The organism is Brucella haematophila, from assembly GCF_005938105.1.
GTDB lineage: Bacteria > Pseudomonadota > Alphaproteobacteria > Rhizobiales > Rhizobiaceae > Brucella > Brucella haematophila.
In genome coordinates, this window is the sequence record NZ_VCPE01000010.1 from 111,163 (window position 1) to 128,478 (window position 17,316).

Below are 17,316 nucleotides of genomic sequence, written 5' to 3' on the forward strand. Positions count from 1 at the left end.
AAGTGCGAAGCGGTTTTCGGACAAGATGTGCGTTACAAACATTGAGAGCGCCGATCTGATCCTATCAGATCGAAACGCGCTCTGAGCTTTTTGGGGCAAAGGCTTGGTAAAAACATGGGACAGGACAGAGTTGGGGAACAGGACAGATTGGGCTGGGCAAGGGCACGTTTGGACCGGCTGAACAACAGATTGCATGACGCGCTGAGCCGCAGTTTTCCGCTGCGACCATTTCCGCTTCCGAAGGATCGGCGGATCATCAGTTTCACATTCGATGATGTTCCCGATACCGCCGAAAGTGCGGGCGCGAAGATACTGGAACAATACGGCTTTCACGGCACGTTTTATATTGCCGGTGGTCTGGTTGGTTCCGTCGAGGCGCATCGGCAACTGATCACGGAAGAGGGCCTCCGCAGGCTTGCACAGGCCGGGCACGACATTGGCTGCCACACATTTGCGCATTGGAATGTGCCCTCGGTCGGCATGCGCGATCTTGCTGCAGATCTTGATCGCAATCACGCTTATTTGGGCGAGATCGAACCGGATCGGGTCGGACGGCGCAATTTCGCCTATCCCTATTGCGCGTCGTCGGTGTTGTCGCGCGGCCTGTTTTCCGACCGCTTCGCGACCTGCCGCAGCGGCGGCGAGCGCATCAATCGCGACGCGGTCGATCTGGCCTTTCTGGAAGCCGTCGAAATACGGCAGCCGGAGCATCATGCGGAACAATTGACCCGCTGGATAGACGATCTTGTCGCAAGTCCGGGCTGGTTGATCTTCTATACGCATGATATCAGCGATAGGCCGACACCGTTCGGTTGCACGCCGGAAACCTTCGAAAAGCTGGTTTCCCATGCGGCGCAGAGCGGCGTTGAGGTACTGTCGGTACGCGATGCGCTGGCTCATATCGGAGCAGATGGAGGTGCTCCCTGATGAAAGCAGCCGATCCGGATCACCGCTTGCTGGCGATCAATAATTATTTTTACCGGCGCGGCGGGGCTGAGGCGGTTTTTCTCGACCATATCAAGCTCTTTTCCGACATTGGCTGGGAGACGGCTCCCTTTGCCATGCAGCATCCGGACAATTTCGCTTCCGACTGGTCATCCTATTTCGTGTCCGAAATCGAATATGGGCGCGAGAGCGGCCTCCTCACCAAAGTGGCGCAGGCGGGCAAGATCATCTATTCATGGGAAGCACGCGACCGCATCAAGGCGCTGATCGAGCGTTTCCGGCCAAGCGTCGCCCATGCCCATAATGTCTATCACCACCTGTCGCCCTCGATCTTTCCCGTGTTGAAAGCGGCGGGCGTGCCGACTGTCATGACCGCGCATGACCTGAAGCTCGCATGCCCGGCCTACAAGATGCTGTCGCATAACCAGATCTGCGAGCGCTGCAAGGGCGGGCGCATCTACAATGTCGCGCTCCATAAATGCATCAAGGATTCGACGGCGCTGAGCGGGCTGGTTTTCGTGGAAACCGCCATCCATCGCACGCTCGGCCTTTATCGCAATACGCTCGACCGCATCGTGGTGCCGAGCCGGTTCTATATATCGAAGCTGATCGAATGGGGCTGGCCGGAGGAAAAGCTGGTCTATATCCCGAACTTCGCGCAGACCGACAATCTCGAACCCTTTGAGCATGAGGGCGATTATTTCGCCTATGTCGGGCGTCTCGCGCCTGAAAAGGGGATCGGCACGCTGATCCGCGCGGCGGCGATTTCCGGGCAGAAGCTGATCGTGGCCGGGACAGGACCGGAGGAGCAATCCTTGCGCACGCTGGCCGCAGAAACCGGCGGCGATGTTTCCTTTGCGGGCTATGTCTCGGGCGAGCGGCTGCACCGGCTGATCGGCGAGGCCAAGGCGCTGATCCTGCCATCGGAATGGTATGAAAATGCGCCGATCAGCATTCTGGAGGCCTATGCGCTTGGCGTGCCGGTCATCGGCGCGGATATTGGCGGTATTCCCGAAATGATCGTGCCGGGTGAAACCGGCATGGTGGCCAGAACGGGCGATGCCGAAGACCTTGCCCGCGTCATGAGCGAAGCCGCCAGCCTGACGCCGCAAGCGCGGCGCAAGATGGGGCGTCTGGGCCGCACATGGGCAGGACAGGAATTCTCGCCGGAAGCTTACCGGAACCGGACACTGGAACTTTACGCGGAACTGGGAGCGCTTTGATGGGACAAGGGGCTAAAAAGCGACGCGTCATGATGCTCGGCCTGCGCGGCATACCCAATGTGCAGGGTGGCGTGGAACGTCATGTCGAAGAACTGGCCCGTCTTTACATCGCCAAGGGTTGGGATGTGGAAGTGGTGGGCCGCAGGCCCTATCTCGACCGGAAGCAGCCCTATGTCTGGGAAGGCGTGAAGGTCACGCCGATCTGGGCGCCGACTTCGATGAAGTTCGAAGCCATCGTGCATACATTTCTCGGTGTGCTGCGGGCCGGTTTCACGCGCCCCGACATTCTGCATATTCACGCCATCGGCCCCGCGCTGGTGACGCCGCTTGCGCGGCTCTTCGGTTTGCGGACCGTCGTGACCCATCATGGCTTCGACTACAACCGCCAGAAATGGGGACGGTTAGCGCGCACGACATTGAAGCTTGGCGAAAAATGGGGAATGCGCTTTGCAAGCGCCCGCATCGCCGTCTCCAACGATATCGCGAAAACGGTTGAGCAACGCTATAACGTTCCCGTCACCTTCATCCCGAACGGCGTCACCCTGCGGGAACCCAGCCGCGATCCGAGCTGGCTGGAAAAGCATGGGCTTGCTCCCAGCCGCTATATCGCGCTGGTCGCCCGTATTGTGCCGGAAAAACGCCAGCTCGATCTGATCGAAGCCTTTGCCAAGCTCTCCGATCCATCGCTGAAACTGGCTCTGATCGGCTCGGCTGAATACACCGCCGACTATGCCGGAGAGGTTCGCGCCCGCGCCGAGGCTGTGCCGGGCGTGGTGCTGACCGGCGCATTGCAGGGTGAGGAATTATCCGCGCTTTTCAGTCAGGCTGGGCTTTTCGTGCTGCCATCGAGCCACGAAGGCATGCCCATCGCACTTCTGGAGGCCATGGGCTACGGGCTCAATGTGCTGGCCAGCGACATCACAGCCAATATGGAAGTCGGACTGCCCGACGACGATTATTTCCCGCTCGGCGATATCGACGCGCTGAAAAACGCACTGCGCCGCAAGACTGATAACCCGCTGACGGCTGAACAGTCGCAGCAACTCATCGACTGGATCGCCCGCGACTATAGCTGGGACGGCATCGCGGACCGGACGCTGAAGGTCTATGAGGAGGGGAATAAGTGAGTAGGGCAGTAGGGCAGTATGTGATCGGAATAGGGTACAGGCAAAGAAAAAGGGAGCTGCCGACGATATCGTCAGACATACTCCCTTATTCCCTTACTCACCTATTCCCTTAGATCAGCGTGCCCGGCGCCGTTCTGCCGTTGGCTGGAAAGCCATACGCGAGTGGTACTTGCAATAAGGGCTGGATTCGCAGGATTCACTGCCGCAGAAGTGGAAATCCTCGTTCAGCGGATCACCAATCGGCCACTTGCAGGTGCGTTCGCTGAGCTGCAACAGGGTGAGGCGGCGCGAAATAGGCACCACGACATCCGAAGCCGGCTTGATGACGGTCTCGGTCACCACTTCAGCGGCATATTCCATCTGCAGCGCCGTTGCGCCGACCGTCTTGGTAACGGTTGCCGTGCGCATCGTCGTCGTATGGGTGGTATGCGTGCTGCCGCCCGTATGCTGCGTCACAGGACGCGGCGCTGCTGCAACCGTATTCACTTTCTTGCTGCGTGGAGCAGCGGTCGTCGTCTTACCGCGACCTGAAAGCTTCAGACGGTGCACTTTGCCGATCACTGCATTGCGGCTGACGCCGCCAAGCTGTGCAGCGATCTGGCTTGCGCTCAAGCCTTCGCTCCACAGTTTCTTCAGTAGTTCAACGCGTTCGTCTGTCCAGTTCATCGCCCTGGGCTCCAATCATTTTCGTTATCCGGAATCCACCAGTGTTCCCGGATTGCTCCAGGCGCAAACACCATATCTATCCGGGTGACTAGGTCCGCCGCACGAAATGTAGCTTTTTTCTTTAAAGAGAAACTACATTACCGGATGACTCCATGACAAGGGATAGCCCTGTCAGGCAGATTCCATTTTTAGGGTTTTCCCCAACTTGGGTGGCAAAGACGGTTTTTCTTTGGTCCTGTGGTGCATTTTTGAACACCTGGGAGAGAGAAGCCGCCGCACGAACCCTGTCGTGGAAACTGGGCACTATATATAGGGCGTGCGACGGTCGCGCTACCCCGCTTGCCGAATTGTTGCGGAAAGTCTGATATGCCCATCATGCAAGGCTTGGGCGAAGCTTAGGCAAAGCTCAGACGTGCGGACATAAAATGCATGAACTCATGCGCAAAGATGAGCGACAATCCGGGCTTAGTTTGATTGACATTTTTTTCGCGAGCGCCAATATACGCCCATGAATAATTGTGCCGCCCGGTGGGCGGCTTTTTATTTCGGCAGGCTTTTCACGCGCGAGGCGCATGATCCACCTGCTGCAATCCTGTGATGACCGGCCGGAGAGAGGGTCGGATTATCGCTCAAAATGGCAAAGGCTGACAGTCCGTTTTCCTCGGATATGCAGCATTTAGAAGGGCTTATGGAGGCCTGATTGCAATGACCGACGCTACGACCGTGCAACCGCTTTACGACACCTATAATCGTGCGGCTCTGCGCTTCGAGCGAGGTGAGGGCATCTGGCTGATCACCGAAACCGGCGAGCGCTATCTTGATTTTGCGGCTGGCATCGCGGTGAACTCCCTTGGCCATTCGCATCCACATCTGGTCGAAGCCCTGAAAAATCAGGCTGAAAAGCTGTGGCATCTGTCCAATCTTTATGAAGTTCCCGGACAGGAAAAGCTCGGCCAGCGTCTGGTCGACAACACATTTGCCGACAAGGTCTTCTTCACCAATTCCGGCGCGGAAGCGCTTGAATGCGCGATCAAGACCGCGCGTCGCTATCATTTCGCGAACGGCCATCCGGAGCGTTTCCGGATCATCACCTTTGAAGGCGCATTCCATGGCCGCACGCTTGCGACCATCGCTGCCGGTGGTCAGGCCAAGTATCTCGAAGGTTTCGGCCCTAAGGTCGAAGGCTTCGATCAGGTGCCGTTCGGCGACGAAGCCGCCTTGCGCGCCGCTATTACCGATGAAACCGCCGGTATCCTGCTTGAGCCCGTGCAGGGCGAGGGCGGTCTGCGCGGCTTCCCGGAAGAATTCATGCGCCTTATCCGTCAGATCTGTGACGACAAGGGCCTGCTGATGATCCTTGATGAAGTCCAGACCGGCGTTGGCCGTACCGGCAAGCTGTTTGCCCATGAATGGTCGGGCGTCACGCCGGACATCATGGCTGTGGCCAAGGGTATTGGCGGCGGTTTTCCGGTTGGCGCCTGCCTTGCGACGGCTGAAGCCGCCAAGGGCATGGTTGCCGGTGTGCATGGCACGACCTATGGCGGCAATCCGCTGGCTATGGCTGTCGGTAATGCCGTGCTGGATGTCGTGCTGTCTGACGGTTTCCTGGAAAATGTTCAGGCCACCGCGCTTGTCATGAAGCAGGGCCTTGCCTCGATCATCGACCGGTTCCCGAATGTGGTTTCCGAAGTTCGCGGTCGCGGTCTCCTGATGGGCATCAAGTGCGTTGTTCCGAACACCACGCTCATTCAGGCGCTGCGTGACGAGCATTTCCTGAGCGTTGGCGCTGGCGATAATGTCGTTCGTCTGCTGCCGCCGCTGGTCACGACGCCGGAAGAAGCCCGTGAGGCGCTGAACCGCATCGAAATGGCCGTGGAACGGCTTTCCGTCGCAAATCCGATCAGCAAGACGGCGTAATCATGGCTCAGGATAACGGTATCAAGCACTTCCTCGATCTGTCTTCCGTCCCGGGAAGCGAATTGCGCTCCATCCTTGAGGACGCCAAGGTGCGCAAGGCGCGCCTGAAGGCAGGCGAGATTGAAAAGCCATTTGCCGGCAAGGTGCTGGCGATGATTTTCGAAAAACCGTCGACACGCACCCGCGTGTCGTTCGATGTGGGCATGCGCCAGCTCGGCGGTGAAACGCTGATGCTCACCGGCTCGGAAATGCAGCTCGGCCGCAGCGAAACCATCGCTGATACGGCGAAGGTCCTGTCGCGCTATGTGGATGCGATCATGATCCGCACCACATCGCATGACCGTATGCTGGAACTGGCCGAATATGCGACCGTTCCCGTCATTAATGCATTGACCGACGACACCCACCCTTGTCAGATCATGGCCGACGTTCTTACATATGAGGAACATCGCGGCTCGATCAAAGGCAAAACCTTTGCCTGGATGGGGGACGGCAACAACGTCCTGCATTCGCTTGTGGAAGCCGCGGCGCGGTTTGACTTCAACGTCAATATCGCGACGCCGGAAGGCAGTGAGCCAAACCAGCACTTTATTGACTGGGCCAGGGCGCATGGTGCGGACATCATGTCTACGACAGACCCGGAGAAAGCGGCAAGCGGTGTGGATTGCATCGTGACCGACACCTGGGTTTCGATGGGGCAGGAAGACCGCGCCCGTGGACACAATGTGTTCATGCCCTATCAGGTCAATGCAAGGCTGATGGCACAAGCTGATCCGAAGGCGCTCTTCATGCATTGCCTGCCTGCGCATCGCGGGGAGGAAGTGACCAACGAAGTGATCGACGGGCCGCAATCGGTCGTGTTCGACGAAGCCGAAAACAGGCTCCACGCCCAGAAGGCCATTCTGGCCTGGTGCTTGCAAGGCGCGTGATTGGAGTTTTCTGTGGCTGAGGATACCAGCAACATTCATATCGAAGCCGAAAACGGCCAGTCGGGTCCCAAGCTCGATCTGGGTGATTTCGGCTTTGCAGGCGACAATGCGGTCGTGCCCTTCCAGGTGGAAGGGCTCGATGTGCGCGGTCGCGCGGTTCAGCTTGGCACGAGCATCGACGCCATTCTGAAACGCCATAAATATCCCGAGGAAGTGGCCCGCCTGCTGGCTGAGGCGACGGTTCTGACTGTTTTGCTCGGCACTTCGCTCAAATTCGAAGGCAAGTTCATCTTCCAGACCCAGTCCGACGGTCCGGTGGACATGCTGGTGGTGGATTTCAGCACGCCGCATGCGGTGCGCGCCTATGCGCGTTTCGATGATGAGCGCCTGAAGGATGCCATCGCCGCTGGCAAGACAGAGCCGGAAGAGCTGCTCGGTCGCGGCACGCTGGCCTTCACGGTGGATCAGGGCGCCTATATGCAGCGCTATCAGGGCATCGTGGCGCTTGACGGCTCGACGCTGGAAGAAATCGCGACGACCTATTTCCGCCAGTCGGAACAGATCCCGACCGATCTGAAGCTCAGCGTCGCCAAGCTGGTCGAACGGGGTGCCGATGGCAAGCTCGTCGAACAATGGCGCGCTGGCGGACTGATCATCCAGTTCCTGCCGGAATCGGAACTGCGCGCGCGCATTCCCGATCTGCCGGGCGGGGACGGCGACGAAAATGAAGCCGTGCATCATCCGGTGGATGACGCCTGGGATGAGGCGCGGTCGCTGGTTGGAACCATCGAAAGCTCGGAACTGACCGATCCGACGATTGGCTCTGAACGGCTGCTCTATCGCCTGTTCCATGAACGCGGCGTGCGCGTCTTCAACGCCATCAAGGTGGTGGACGAATGCTCCTGCTCGCGTGAGAAAATCCAGGGTGTTCTCGCCGGTTTCACCGCCGAGGAAATTCAGGACAGCATTGAGAACGGCAAGGTTTCGGTGACCTGCGAATTCTGCTCGACCAGCTACGAGTTCGATCCCGCGCTGTTTGCGAAGTAATGAATGAGAATAATGAAAAGCCGGGGCGGTTCAGGAGAGCCGCCCCGGCTTTTCTATGTCTTGTGATGCAGTTGCGGCTCGGCTTGGCTTAATTCAGCGTGCGGCGCTGCTCGGGCACATCCAGCGAGAAAGCCGGAATATCCACTTCGAATGTGTTGCCGGTCGGATTTTGCATCTGATAGCGGCCAACCATCACGCCGGACGATGTGGTCAGCGGGCAACCGGACGAATACTGGAACGAGTCACCCGGATCGAGAACAGGCTGTTCGCCCACGACACCGGCGCCGCGTACTTCCTCAACGCGGCCATTGGCGTCGGTAATCTGCCAGTAGCGCGAGCGCAGCTGCACCGTATCGGATGAATTATTGGCGATAGTAATGCGATAACCCCAGACATAGCGATTGTCTTCGGGAGCCGACTCTTCTTCCAGATAAAACGGCTCAACCGTTATTTCGATCCCCTGCGTCACCGCCCTATACATCGCATCCGCCTTTATCATGTGCCTGATGTCCACCTATCGCCAAAGTTGCGTTGGAGGTCAACGCGAAGCGGTAATCTGGACAGGGTCAGCGAGGTAGATTTTCTGCGTTTGGATCGTTCTTGCGGGGGATTGCAGCGAAAAGGTCACATTTTTTAAGACGAAACACCGTCTTTTACATGATCCCGAGATGCTTCAGGATGAAAATGGACAGAAATCGAGCTGATTATCCGGCCCGATTCCATTGAGCCGGATAATCAATTTATGTGGGTTTAGCGAACCGCTGCCTTCAGCGCTTCTTCGACGTCTTCCAGGAGATCGTCGGTGTCTTCAAGGCCGACCGAAATGCGCAGCACGCCATCGGAAATACCCAGCTCGGCCTTGGCCTCATCGCTGAGGTTCTTGTGCGTCGTGGTGGCCGGATGGGTGATCAGGCTCTTGGCATCGCCCAGATTGTTGGAGATGCTGAACACCTGTAGCGCGTTTTCGAACTTGAATGCAGCATCCTTGCCGCCTTCCAGTTCCAGCGCGATCAGGGTCGAACCGCCCGTCATCTGCTTGGCGATGATATCCGCCTGCGGATGGTCGGCGCGGCCCGGATAGATGACGCGCTTGACGCCCGGCTTGCCTGCGAGAACATCGGCAACGGCAGCCGCCGACTGCGTCATCTGGCGCACGCGCACGGACAGCGTTTCCAGACCCTTCAGCATGATCCACGCATTGAACGGGCTCATGCCGGGGCCGGTGTGGCGGTAATAGTCCTGAAGCGTGGTCTCGACCCATTCGCGGTCCGACAGCACGATGCCGCCAAGGCAGCGGCCCTGACCGTCAATATGCTTGGTGGTCGAATAGACGACGATATGCGCGCCAAGCTCCAGCGGCTTCTGGTAAAGCGGGGTCGCAAACACATTGTCGACGATGAGCTTCGCACCGGCTTCATTGGCCACCTGGGCCACGGCGGCGATGTCGATGATTTCGAGCGTCGGGTTCGACGGGCTTTCGAGGAACATCACCTTGGTGTTCGGGCGAACGGCGGCTTTCCAGTTTGCGATATCCGAGCCGTCGATGATCGAGATTTCCACGCCATAGCGCGGCAGCAGGGTCTCGACGATATAACGACACGAGCCAAACACGGCGCGCGCGGAAATCACATGATCACCCGCCTGCACCTGGCACAGAATGGCGGCGGCGACAGCAGCCATGCCGGAAGCCGTGGCACGGCCTTCCTCGGCACCTTCCAGCGCGCACATGCGCTTTTCGAACATGTCCGTGGTGGGGTTGGCATAACGCGAATAGATGAAACCCGGATTTTCGCCCTTGAAGCGCGCTTCGGCAGCTTCGGCATCGGGATAAAGGAAACCCTGCGTGAGGAACATCGCTTCCGACATTTCGGCGAAACCGGAGCGGAGCGAACCGGCGTGCACGAGCTGTGTCGCGGGGCGGAACTTGCGGGTAGTCTCAGTCGTCATTTTTCCAACCTGTCAAAAGCTGGTCGGCCGGGACGCCCAAAAGCGTTTAGTGGCATCTCGGCGGCCAATAAAAAACCGGCCCAAAAGGCCGGTAACGAACCGCGGCCCTTTTTAGCGAATTCTTTAACGTGGCTGCAAGCCGGCCGGCCAAATCACCACGGAACACATTTTCATTATGCCTGTTGTGCAAGGTCGTCAATGCTAGAAGAACCAGATTCGCGGAAAAGCCTGCCTCGTTGGTTTGCGATTGGCTTCGATTCCTGCGGAAAACCCCGTTTCTCCGGGTGCGAAGGGTTGGCATCGGGCCTTTGAGTGGTCAAAGGTCTTTTGAAGAATTGCTCAGACTATGGAGTACGAGGTCGATGGCGCTAAGAGATGCGGGAATTCTGGCGGATGCGGATATCGCTGCGCTGTTCGAAAGCGGTTTGCTGGCTTCGCCGCGTCCATTGGATGCCGACCAGATCCAGCCTGCGAGCCTCGATCTTCGCCTTGGCGCAAAGGCCTATCGTGTTCGCGCCTCCTTCATGCCGGGTCCGGGCACGCCGGTCATCGACAAACTCGAGCGCCTCAAGCTGCACGAGATCGACCTGACCGCAGGCGCGGTTCTCGAAACCGGCTGCGTCTATATCGTGCCACTGTTGGAAAGCCTTTCACTGTCGCCGGAACTGTCGGCTTCCGCCAATCCGAAAAGCTCGACCGGTCGTCTCGATATCTTCACCCGTGTAATTGTCGATGGCGCGCAGGAATTCGACAAGGTGCCCGCCGGTTACAAGGGCCCGCTTTATCTGGAAGTCAGCCCGCGCACATTCCCGATTGTTGCGCGCACCGGTTCGCGCCTGTCGCAGATCCGCTTCCGCAAGGGCCGTGCCCAGCTGGATGAGGCGGAACTGGCCGCGCTGCACGATTCCGAGACGCTGGTGGCTGCTGAAATGCCGAATATTTCCGGTGGTGGCATTGCGCTTTCCGTCGATCTTTCCGGTGGCCCGGACAGGCTGATCGGCTATCGCGGCAAGCACCACACCGGGGTTGTCGATGTGGACAAGCGCGCCGCCAATGATGTGCTCGATTTCTGGGAGCCGATCTATGATCGCGGCGCGCGCGAACTGGTGCTCGACCCGGATGAATTCTATATCCTCGTCTCGCGTGAAGCCGTGCATGTGCCGCCGCTCTACGCCGCGGAGATGACGCCTTTCGATCCGCTGGTCGGTGAGTTCCGCGTTCATTATGCGGGCTTCTTCGATCCGGGCTTCGGCCATAGTGCTGCTGGCGGCACGGGCAGCCGCGCGGTTCTCGAAGTGCGCAGCCATGAAGTGCCGTTCATTCTGGAACATGGCCAGATCGTCGGTCGCCTTGTCTATGAGCATATGCTGAACCGCCCGAAGGCGCTTTACGGCACCGATCTTGGTTCCAACTATCAGGCGCAGCAGTTGAAGCTTTCCAAGCATTTTCGTTGACGGCACGAGTAACTCCGCGCAGATATGTGACAAGGGCGGAGGAGAGCGACTGACGTGGCAAACGGAACGGGATTGGATACAAGCCGAAGGCCGGATTTACAAAACGCGCAAGGCGAAGCTCAGCCACGCAGGCTGTCGGTTGGCATTGTCGCGCTGCCGGGTTTTACGCTGACGGCGCTGAGCCTGTTCCTCGATCCCTTCCGTCTGGCTGCCGATGATCGTGACAAGAGCCGCCAGATCCGTTGCGCCTGGAAAATCTGCACGCTGTCCGGCGATCCGGTTGCGTCCAGCTCCGGCATGGTGATCGAGCCGACGGCTCCCATCGGCGAACTTGACGAATGCGATTATGTCGCCGTCGTCGGCGGGGTGCTTGCCCAGTATCGTCCGCGCCAGCAGGCATTGATCGATCTCATCAAGCGCGCCGACAAGCGCGGCAAAACCGTGGTGGGGCTGTGCACCGCCGCTTTCCTGCTTGCCGAGGGGAGCCTGCTTGAAGACCGCAATTGCTGTGTGAATTGGTTCCACCGCGACGATTTTCTCGACCTGTTCGACGGCTATACCGCGGACACGACCAGCCTTTTTCACCGCAGCGGGCGGCACTATACCTGCGCGGGCGGGCTGGGAGCGGCGTCGCTGGCTCTCTCCATCATCCAGAACGAGATTTCCGAAGAACTGGCGCGCAAGAGTGCGTCGATCCTGATGATCCCTTACGAGCTGGTGCGCTCCGAGCAGCCAGCGCTCAGCTTCAACGGCGTGCGCTCGCCGATGATCCGCAAGGCCATCCGCATTTTCGAGGAAACGCTGGAAGACCCGGTGCCGATGATCGATGTGGCGCGCAGGCTCGGCATTTCGGTGCGGCAGATGGAGCGCGGCTTCCGGCTGGCGCTGGAACGCACGGCCTTCGAAGTGCGCGAGGAACTGCGCGTCAAAAAGGCAAAGGAACTGCTGGCCGAAACAGGATTATCGCTTCTGGAAGTGGCCGTCGCCAGCGGCTTTACCGATACGCGCAGCATGAACCGGTCCTTCTCGCGCCAGAAGCAGAAGGCTCCACGCGATTATCGTAAGCAAAGATAGAGCCTGTTCCAAAAGTCGCCCTGTGTGGCTGCAAATGGCAATTTTCTACGTTCCGGTGCTCACGTACCTTTAAGTACGCTGCGCTCCGGTACTCGAAAATCACCATTTTCGCACACACATGCCGCTTTTTGATTCAGGCTCTTTAGGTTCAGACGCTCAAAACTTGCGGATGTCATCATCACAGCCTATGTCTTGCGCGATGAATCTGTCCGCATGGCGGCAATCGAGACGCAGGAGAGTTGCATGTCTGATGGTGTAAACCGTTTTCTTGGCGATACGCCTGCTCGCATCATTGTCAAACTGGTGCTGATCTCGCTGGTGGTCGGCGTAGTCATGAGCGCTTTCCACTGGACGCCCTATGATATTCTATGGGGCATTCGCGATTTCTTCCTGCGCCTGTGGAATATGGGCTTCTCCGCCGTCGCGCGTTTTGCGGATTATCTCATTCTGGGCGCAGCCGTTGTCATCCCTGCCTTTATTTTGCTCCGTATCCTCAGCTATCGCAAATAGCAGATATTGGCAGCAGGTTAGGAGCATTTCCAGCAAAAGTGCGAAGCGGTTTTGCGTTGGACAATGCGGCAAACAAAGACATTCGGACGATGCAGCAAAAACAAGGATTAATGCTTTCCCGGCGTGGCTTTCTGGTGCTCGCCGGGGGCGCGGTTTCGCTCTCCGCCTTGCCGTTTGACGCGGCTGAGGCGGCGACAAATGTGGTAAGCGCTGGCGATCCTACCGGGCTTTTCAACGCCATCCGCAAGGCAAATGGCCTCTCATTGATGGCGACCGATTCCAAGCTGGAACAGGCTGCGCTTTTTCAGGCGAAGCGCATGGCAAGCTATGGCAAGATTGGCCACAGCGTGGGCTGGGGCAATGGGTTCGTTGCGCGGTTGCGTCAGGCGGGCATTCGCGGGCCAGCGGCAGAAAACGTCGCATCCGGCCAGTCGAGCACCGAGGCGGTGTTTGACGCCTGGATGAAATCGCCCGGTCATCGCAAGAATATGCTCGATCCCACATTCAGCCATTACGGCCTTGCCTGGGCAACGCCGGAAAACAAGCCCAATCGAATTTACTGGGCGATGATGCTCGGTCTCTGATCTCCACAAACTCCTGACAGATAGCTGTCAGGAGCTGCGACAATCTATGGGCCGAATTCTCTGTAGTTTCGAGCGATTCCAGAGTAGACGTTCTCGAACAACAGGCATGAATTCGGGGACAGTTGACTATGGATCAGTCGCAGCGCGTTGGAAGCGTTACGAGGCCGTTCGATGTGACGCATCGCATGGTCATGCTGATCGCTATTCCCATGACACTTGCCGCCGTCACGACGCCACTTCTCGGCCTCGTCGACATGGGCGTGGTCGGCCAGATGGGCAAGGCCGAGCTGATCGGCGGATTGGCCATTGGCGCGCTGGTGTTCGACTTCCTGCTGTCCATGTTCAATTTCCTGCGCTCCGGCACCACCGGTCTGGTGGCGCAGGCCATGGGTGCTGATGACGCCGTCGAAGAACAGGCGATCTTCTGGCGCGCCATCATCATCGCTGTCGCTGCCGGCGTGCTGATGATCCTGACACTGCCGCTGACACTGGCGGCGGCTTCAAGCTTCATGCATCCGACAAGCGCGACCCAGGAAGCCATGGCGACCTATGTGTCGATCCGTATGCTGGCGGCCCCGGTTGCTCTCATCAATTACTCCGTGCTGGGGCTGGTACTCGGGCGCGGGCAGGGGCTGCTCGGCCTTGGCCTTCAGGTTCTGCTCAACGGCATCAATATTGTGCTGTGCATTGTTCTCGGTCTGGAACTCGGCTGGGGTGTGACGGGCGTGGCATGGGCCACGGTCACCGGCGAAACGGTCGCGGCGATTGTCGGCCTTTTTCTGGTGGTCCGGCATTTCCGCAAGGATGCAACCAAGCGCCCGAGCCGCCAGCGCATTTTCCAGAAGGAAGGCATTGTGCGCATGTTCGCGGTCAATCGCGATATCATGATCCGCTCCTTCCTGCTTCTGACCGCTTTTGCCTTTTTCACACGTGCGGGTTCCGATCTCGGACCGGTGACGCTTGCGGCCAATGCCGTGCTGATGAATTTCTTCCTTGTGGCGGGCTTCTTCCTCGATGGCATGGCCGCCGCCGCCGAACAGATCGTTGGGCGGTCCATCGGTGCTCGCTATAGCCCGGCCTTTGTGCGCGGTGCGAAACTGACCTTTGTCTGGGGGCTGGTGATGGCAAGCATCATCGCCTTCGCGCTTCTGGTTTTCGGTGATCCGATCATAGGCCTCTTGTCCAAGGCCGAGGATGTGCATGCCGAGGCGCTCAAATATCTGCCATGGGCCGCACTGACCGGGATGACCGGGCTGCTCGCCTTCCATATGGACGGCGTCTATATCGGGGCCACATGGTCGCGCGACATGCGCAACATGATGTTCCTGTCGCTGGCCTTCTTCATGGCCGTGCTTTATGCCGCAAAGCCCGCGATGGGCAATCACGGGCTTTGGCTGGCGCTCAATCTGTTCCTGTCGGTGCGCGGCATCACGCTTCTGGCGATGCTGCCACGCCGTTACAGGCTGGAATTCACGAGATAATCAGGCAGGCAGCTGACGGGCTGCCCAGTCTTTTGCGTCGCGGTTGCGCAGCTCGGCAATATTGGCAACGCCTTCGCGTTTGACCGCTGCCGACAGCCCACGCAGGATATCACTCGGCAGACCCGGGCCACGATAGATGAGACCCGTATAAAGCTGCACCAGATCTGCTCCGGCCTTGATCTTGGTCAGGGCGGTTTCAGCGCTGTCGATGCCGCCAACGCCGATCAGCGGCATGTCGGGGCCGACGCGCTCACGCATGCGGGCCAGCACCACGGTTGACCGTTCAAACAGCGGCGCACCGGAAAGTCCGCCGGTTTCATCGCGGTTTTCGGCGCTTTTCAGCCCCGTGCGCGACAGGGTCGTGTTGGAAACGATGATCCCGTCCAGCTTCTGCTCGGTGGCCTCGGCGGCGATGTCGTCCAGTTCCTCATCGGCCAGATCAGGCGCGATCTTGAGGAACACGGGGCGCTTCAGCGTGCACATGCTGCCTTCTTCGTTACGCGCTTCCAGCACGCGGCTCAAAAGCTCGCGCAAGCTGTCGCGCGCCTGAAGATTGCGCAAGCCCGGTGTGTTGGGCGAGGAAATATTGACGGTGAAATAGCGCGCCAGCTGGTAGAACCGGCGAATGCCCGCCACATAATCGGCAATGCGATCTTCCGCATCCTTGTTGGCGCCGATATTGACACCGACAATGCCGCTCTTGCCTGCGCGTTGCGACAGGCGCTTGAAAGCCGCTTCGTGGCCCTCATTGTTGAAGCCGAGGCGATTGATGACGGCCTTGTCATCCACGAGGCGGAAAATGCGCGGACGCGGATTGCCGCTTTGCGGGCGCGGCGTGATGGTACCGATCTCGGTGAAGCCGAAGCCGAGCTTCAAAAGCGCATCCGGCACTTCGGCATTCTTGTCGTAGCCGGCGGCCATGCCGAGCGGATTGGGAAACTGCAAGCCCGCAACCTTCACCGACAAAGCGGGGTCGCTCGGCGCGCTGCAGCTGACGAGCCCGGTTTTCAGCCCGGCAATGGACAGGCCATGCGCCTGTTCGGCGTCGAAAGAGAAGAGGGCGCGTCGGCCGAGAGTTTCAAAAAGTCCGCTCATTCGTCTTTCAGCTCCGGGAAAATATGAAGTCCGTCGTCATCGAGCAGCAAGGGCTCGACAGTCACGACCGCATCAAGCGGAAGATCCGCATAGAGATGAGGGAAAAGCGCGCCGCCGCGCGAGGCCTCATATTTAAGGTTTTCACCAAGACGGGTCGCGTCCACGCTCACAAGAACCAAGTTGTTCTGGTTCGCAAAATGCTTAGCCGCTGTTTCGCGCACCTGTGTTGCAGTAGAGAAATGGATATAGCCATCGGCAATATCAACCGGCGCGCCCGTAAAGCTTCCCGCCTTTTCCGCTTGCGCCCAGAGGTCGCGCGGGGCGATCTTGTAGATGATCTTGTTGGTCATGGCTGCTCTCTAGACCGAAATTGTCAGGAAATCAAAGTCTCCAACGTTCGATTTTCGTCGCAAAGCTCCCATATGATGACAGGAAGCCAAAGGGAGATCGGATTATGTCGAACAAAAACACCTTTTTTGCTGCGCGTCCCGTCATCCGCGGTCTGGCGGCGGTGGCTCTGGTCGCGCCGGTTCTGACCGCATCCGGAGCAGTCGCGCAGGAAACTGGCCGCTATCGTCTCGAACAGACCGAAACCGGCTATGTGCGCCTCGATACCAAGACCGGCGCGATTTCGGTTTGCACCGAACAGTCGCAGGGTCAGATGGTCTGCAAGATGGCGACGGAAGACCGCGAGGCTTATGAAAACGATCTGGCGGATTTGCAGGATCGCGTGAAGGTGCTGGAAGACCGGCTGGCGGCCATCGATCAGAAGGGCAGCGGCAACACGGCATCGGGCCTGCCGAGCGAACAGGAGTTCGAACAGTCCATGAGCTATATGGAGCGCTTCATGCGCCGCTTCATGGATATCGCCAAGAGCTTCGATAGCGAGCCGGAAAAGCCTTCAAATCAAGCTATGCCTGATAAATCATGACGGCCACAACATGTGTTTTCTACAATCCTCGATGAGGGCTGGAATTAGGGACAATATAGCGGCGATAAGTGCAAATTTTAGGAACGCTACGCCTTGGATTGGTGCATTTGTTACAAACGGCCCTATGGAAAACCCGACAAGATATCCGGCTTTGCGAAAATAATAATTAGATAATGATAAATTAAAGCCAGAAATACTGTTGTAAAAAATAAGCGGGATTATCACTGTCACAGGGATAATATGGAGAAAGAAACGTATTATCAAATCGTACGAATTGTGGCCTGTCCAGCAAAGTATGGACGAAGTGAAGCCAAGGAAAATTGGGAAATGGAGATTTGAGAAATATCTCATATTGCATGACCTGAATGATAAAAATTGATGATAAA

The 17,316-nt window shown here is 58.2% G+C and carries 17 protein-coding genes, 1 pseudogene and 1 riboswitch; of the genes and pseudogenes, 13 read left to right on the forward strand and 5 right to left on the reverse strand.

Translation table 11 applies throughout. The features are described 5' to 3' along the window. Nucleotides 1–114: 114 nt before the first annotated feature. From FGI60_RS15730 to FGI60_RS15740, 3 genes are read left to right on the forward strand one after another with little or no spacing between them, the layout of a single operon-like run. Nucleotides 115–927, forward strand: a complete 813-nt coding sequence (locus FGI60_RS15730) for a polysaccharide deacetylase family protein (RefSeq protein ID WP_138785999.1) — start codon at nucleotides 115–117, stop codon at nucleotides 925–927. Then, nucleotides 927–2,168 carry a glycosyltransferase family 4 protein gene (locus tag FGI60_RS15735; RefSeq protein ID WP_138786000.1) on the forward strand — a complete coding sequence of 414 codons (1,242 nt, stop codon included), beginning with the start codon at nucleotides 927–929 and terminating at the stop codon, nucleotides 2,166–2,168. Before FGI60_RS15730 ends, FGI60_RS15735 begins: the two co-directional genes overlap by 1 nt. Continuing rightward, a complete protein-coding gene (locus tag FGI60_RS15740) occupies nucleotides 2,168–3,295 on the forward strand; it encodes a glycosyltransferase family 4 protein (RefSeq protein WP_138786001.1) in 1,128 nt (375 codons plus the stop codon). Before FGI60_RS15735 ends, FGI60_RS15740 begins: the two co-directional genes overlap by 1 nt. A 114-nt stretch (nucleotides 3,296–3,409) precedes the next feature. On the opposite strand, the gene FGI60_RS15745 is transcribed toward FGI60_RS15740, so the two are convergent. Next, the gene (locus FGI60_RS15745; protein ID WP_078337909.1) at nucleotides 3,410–3,961 is read right to left on the reverse strand and encodes a GcrA family cell cycle regulator; all 552 of its coding nucleotides are present in this window, start codon (nucleotides 3,959–3,961) and stop codon (nucleotides 3,410–3,412) included. A 705-nt stretch (nucleotides 3,962–4,666) separates the two neighbouring features. On the opposite strand from FGI60_RS15745, the gene FGI60_RS15755 reads away from it, so the two are divergent. From FGI60_RS15755 to FGI60_RS15765, 3 genes are read left to right on the forward strand one after another with little or no spacing between them, the layout of a single operon-like run. Beyond that, nucleotides 4,667–5,878: an aspartate aminotransferase family protein gene (locus FGI60_RS15755; protein ID WP_138786002.1), complete on the forward strand. Its 1,212-nt coding sequence runs from the start codon at nucleotides 4,667–4,669 to the stop codon at nucleotides 5,876–5,878. A gap of 2 nt (nucleotides 5,879–5,880) precedes the next feature. Beyond that, on the forward strand, nucleotides 5,881–6,807 hold the full coding sequence (gene argF / locus FGI60_RS15760; protein ID WP_078337911.1) for an ornithine carbamoyltransferase: 927 nt from the start codon (nucleotides 5,881–5,883) through the stop codon (nucleotides 6,805–6,807). Nucleotides 6,808–6,819: 12 nt separating this feature from the next. Then, entirely contained in the window at nucleotides 6,820–7,854 is a 1,035-nt protein-coding gene (locus FGI60_RS15765; protein WP_138786003.1) for an Hsp33 family molecular chaperone, read from the forward strand. A gap of 88 nt (nucleotides 7,855–7,942) precedes the next feature. On the opposite strand, the gene apaG is transcribed toward FGI60_RS15765, so the two are convergent. Continuing rightward, nucleotides 7,943–8,335 (reverse strand): Co2+/Mg2+ efflux protein ApaG, encoded by a 393-nt coding sequence (apaG, locus tag FGI60_RS15770; RefSeq protein WP_078337912.1) that lies wholly within the window; start codon nucleotides 8,333–8,335, stop codon nucleotides 7,943–7,945. A 269-nt stretch (nucleotides 8,336–8,604) separates the two neighbouring features. After that, nucleotides 8,605–9,801, reverse strand: a complete 1,197-nt coding sequence (locus FGI60_RS15775) for an O-succinylhomoserine sulfhydrylase (protein ID WP_138786004.1) — start codon at nucleotides 9,799–9,801, stop codon at nucleotides 8,605–8,607. 89 nt (nucleotides 9,802–9,890) lie between these two features. Further along, nucleotides 9,891–9,970, reverse strand: a riboswitch (SAM riboswitch). A 193-nt stretch (nucleotides 9,971–10,163) separates the two neighbouring features. Here FGI60_RS15775 and FGI60_RS15780 point away from each other — a divergent pair. The 6 genes and pseudogenes from FGI60_RS15780 (at nucleotide 10,164) to FGI60_RS15805 (ending at nucleotide 14,904) form a co-directional block, all read left to right on the forward strand. After that, nucleotides 10,164–11,255, forward strand: a complete 1,092-nt coding sequence (locus tag FGI60_RS15780; protein ID WP_138786005.1) for a 2'-deoxycytidine 5'-triphosphate deaminase — start codon at nucleotides 10,164–10,166, stop codon at nucleotides 11,253–11,255. A gap of 72 nt (nucleotides 11,256–11,327) precedes the next feature. Then, nucleotides 11,328–12,329 carry a GlxA family transcriptional regulator gene (locus tag FGI60_RS15785; RefSeq protein ID WP_078337915.1) on the forward strand — a complete coding sequence of 334 codons (1,002 nt, stop codon included), beginning with the start codon at nucleotides 11,328–11,330 and terminating at the stop codon, nucleotides 12,327–12,329. Between the two features lie 34 nt (nucleotides 12,330–12,363). Next, nucleotides 12,364–12,472: pseudogene (locus FGI60_RS15790) on the forward strand (flagellar basal body P-ring protein FlgI); the annotation flags it as partial. Nucleotides 12,473–12,572: 100 nt separating this feature from the next. Then, the gene (locus FGI60_RS15795) at nucleotides 12,573–12,839 is read left to right on the forward strand and encodes a DUF6460 domain-containing protein (protein ID WP_078338112.1); all 267 of its coding nucleotides are present in this window, start codon (nucleotides 12,573–12,575) and stop codon (nucleotides 12,837–12,839) included. An 89-nt stretch (nucleotides 12,840–12,928) separates the two neighbouring features. Next, entirely contained in the window at nucleotides 12,929–13,423 is a 495-nt protein-coding gene (locus FGI60_RS15800) for a CAP domain-containing protein (RefSeq protein WP_138786006.1), read from the forward strand. Nucleotides 13,424–13,551: 128 nt separating this feature from the next. Continuing rightward, nucleotides 13,552–14,904 (forward strand): MATE family efflux transporter, encoded by a 1,353-nt coding sequence (locus tag FGI60_RS15805; protein WP_138786007.1) that lies wholly within the window; start codon nucleotides 13,552–13,554, stop codon nucleotides 14,902–14,904. Here FGI60_RS15805 and FGI60_RS15810 read toward each other — a convergent pair whose 3' ends face one another. Further along, nucleotides 14,905–15,999: a quinone-dependent dihydroorotate dehydrogenase gene (locus tag FGI60_RS15810; RefSeq protein ID WP_138786008.1), complete on the reverse strand. Its 1,095-nt coding sequence runs from the start codon at nucleotides 15,997–15,999 to the stop codon at nucleotides 14,905–14,907. Next, a complete protein-coding gene (locus tag FGI60_RS15815; protein WP_138786009.1) occupies nucleotides 15,996–16,349 on the reverse strand; it encodes a DUF952 domain-containing protein in 354 nt (117 codons plus the stop codon). Before FGI60_RS15815 ends, FGI60_RS15810 begins: the two co-directional genes overlap by 4 nt. 104 nt (nucleotides 16,350–16,453) lie before the next feature. On the opposite strand from FGI60_RS15815, the gene FGI60_RS15820 reads away from it, so the two are divergent. Then, the gene (locus FGI60_RS15820; protein ID WP_138786010.1) at nucleotides 16,454–16,930 is read left to right on the forward strand and encodes a hypothetical protein; all 477 of its coding nucleotides are present in this window, start codon (nucleotides 16,454–16,456) and stop codon (nucleotides 16,928–16,930) included. The last annotated feature ends 386 nt before the right edge of the window (nucleotides 16,931–17,316 follow it).

Excerpts from the sequence above, each read along its gene's own strand:
- FGI60_RS15730 (WP_138785999.1), top strand. The coding sequence starts at position 115 with ATGGGACAGGACAGAGTTGGGGAACAGGACAGATTGGGCTGGGCAAGG.
- FGI60_RS15735 (WP_138786000.1), top strand. The coding sequence starts at position 927 with ATGAAAGCAGCCGATCCGGATCACCGCTTGCTGGCGATCAATAATTAT.
- FGI60_RS15740 (WP_138786001.1), top strand. The coding sequence starts at position 2,168 with ATGGGACAAGGGGCTAAAAAGCGACGCGTCATGATGCTCGGCCTGCGC.
- FGI60_RS15745 (WP_078337909.1), bottom strand. The coding sequence starts at position 3,961 with ATGAACTGGACAGACGAACGCGTTGAACTACTGAAGAAACTGTGGAGC.
- FGI60_RS15755 (WP_138786002.1), top strand. The coding sequence starts at position 4,667 with ATGACCGACGCTACGACCGTGCAACCGCTTTACGACACCTATAATCGT.
- argF (WP_078337911.1), top strand. The coding sequence starts at position 5,881 with ATGGCTCAGGATAACGGTATCAAGCACTTCCTCGATCTGTCTTCCGTC.
- apaG (WP_078337912.1), bottom strand. The coding sequence starts at position 8,335 with ATGTATAGGGCGGTGACGCAGGGGATCGAAATAACGGTTGAGCCGTTT.
- FGI60_RS15775 (WP_138786004.1), bottom strand. The coding sequence starts at position 9,801 with ATGACGACTGAGACTACCCGCAAGTTCCGCCCCGCGACACAGCTCGTG.
- FGI60_RS15780 (WP_138786005.1), top strand. The coding sequence starts at position 10,164 with ATGGCGCTAAGAGATGCGGGAATTCTGGCGGATGCGGATATCGCTGCG.
- FGI60_RS15795 (WP_078338112.1), top strand. The coding sequence starts at position 12,573 with ATGTCTGATGGTGTAAACCGTTTTCTTGGCGATACGCCTGCTCGCATC.
- FGI60_RS15800 (WP_138786006.1), top strand. The coding sequence starts at position 12,929 with ATGCAGCAAAAACAAGGATTAATGCTTTCCCGGCGTGGCTTTCTGGTG.
- FGI60_RS15805 (WP_138786007.1), top strand. The coding sequence starts at position 13,552 with ATGGATCAGTCGCAGCGCGTTGGAAGCGTTACGAGGCCGTTCGATGTG.
- FGI60_RS15810 (WP_138786008.1), bottom strand. The coding sequence starts at position 15,999 with ATGAGCGGACTTTTTGAAACTCTCGGCCGACGCGCCCTCTTCTCTTTC.
- FGI60_RS15815 (WP_138786009.1), bottom strand. The coding sequence starts at position 16,349 with ATGACCAACAAGATCATCTACAAGATCGCCCCGCGCGACCTCTGGGCG.
- FGI60_RS15820 (WP_138786010.1), top strand. The coding sequence starts at position 16,454 with ATGTCGAACAAAAACACCTTTTTTGCTGCGCGTCCCGTCATCCGCGGT.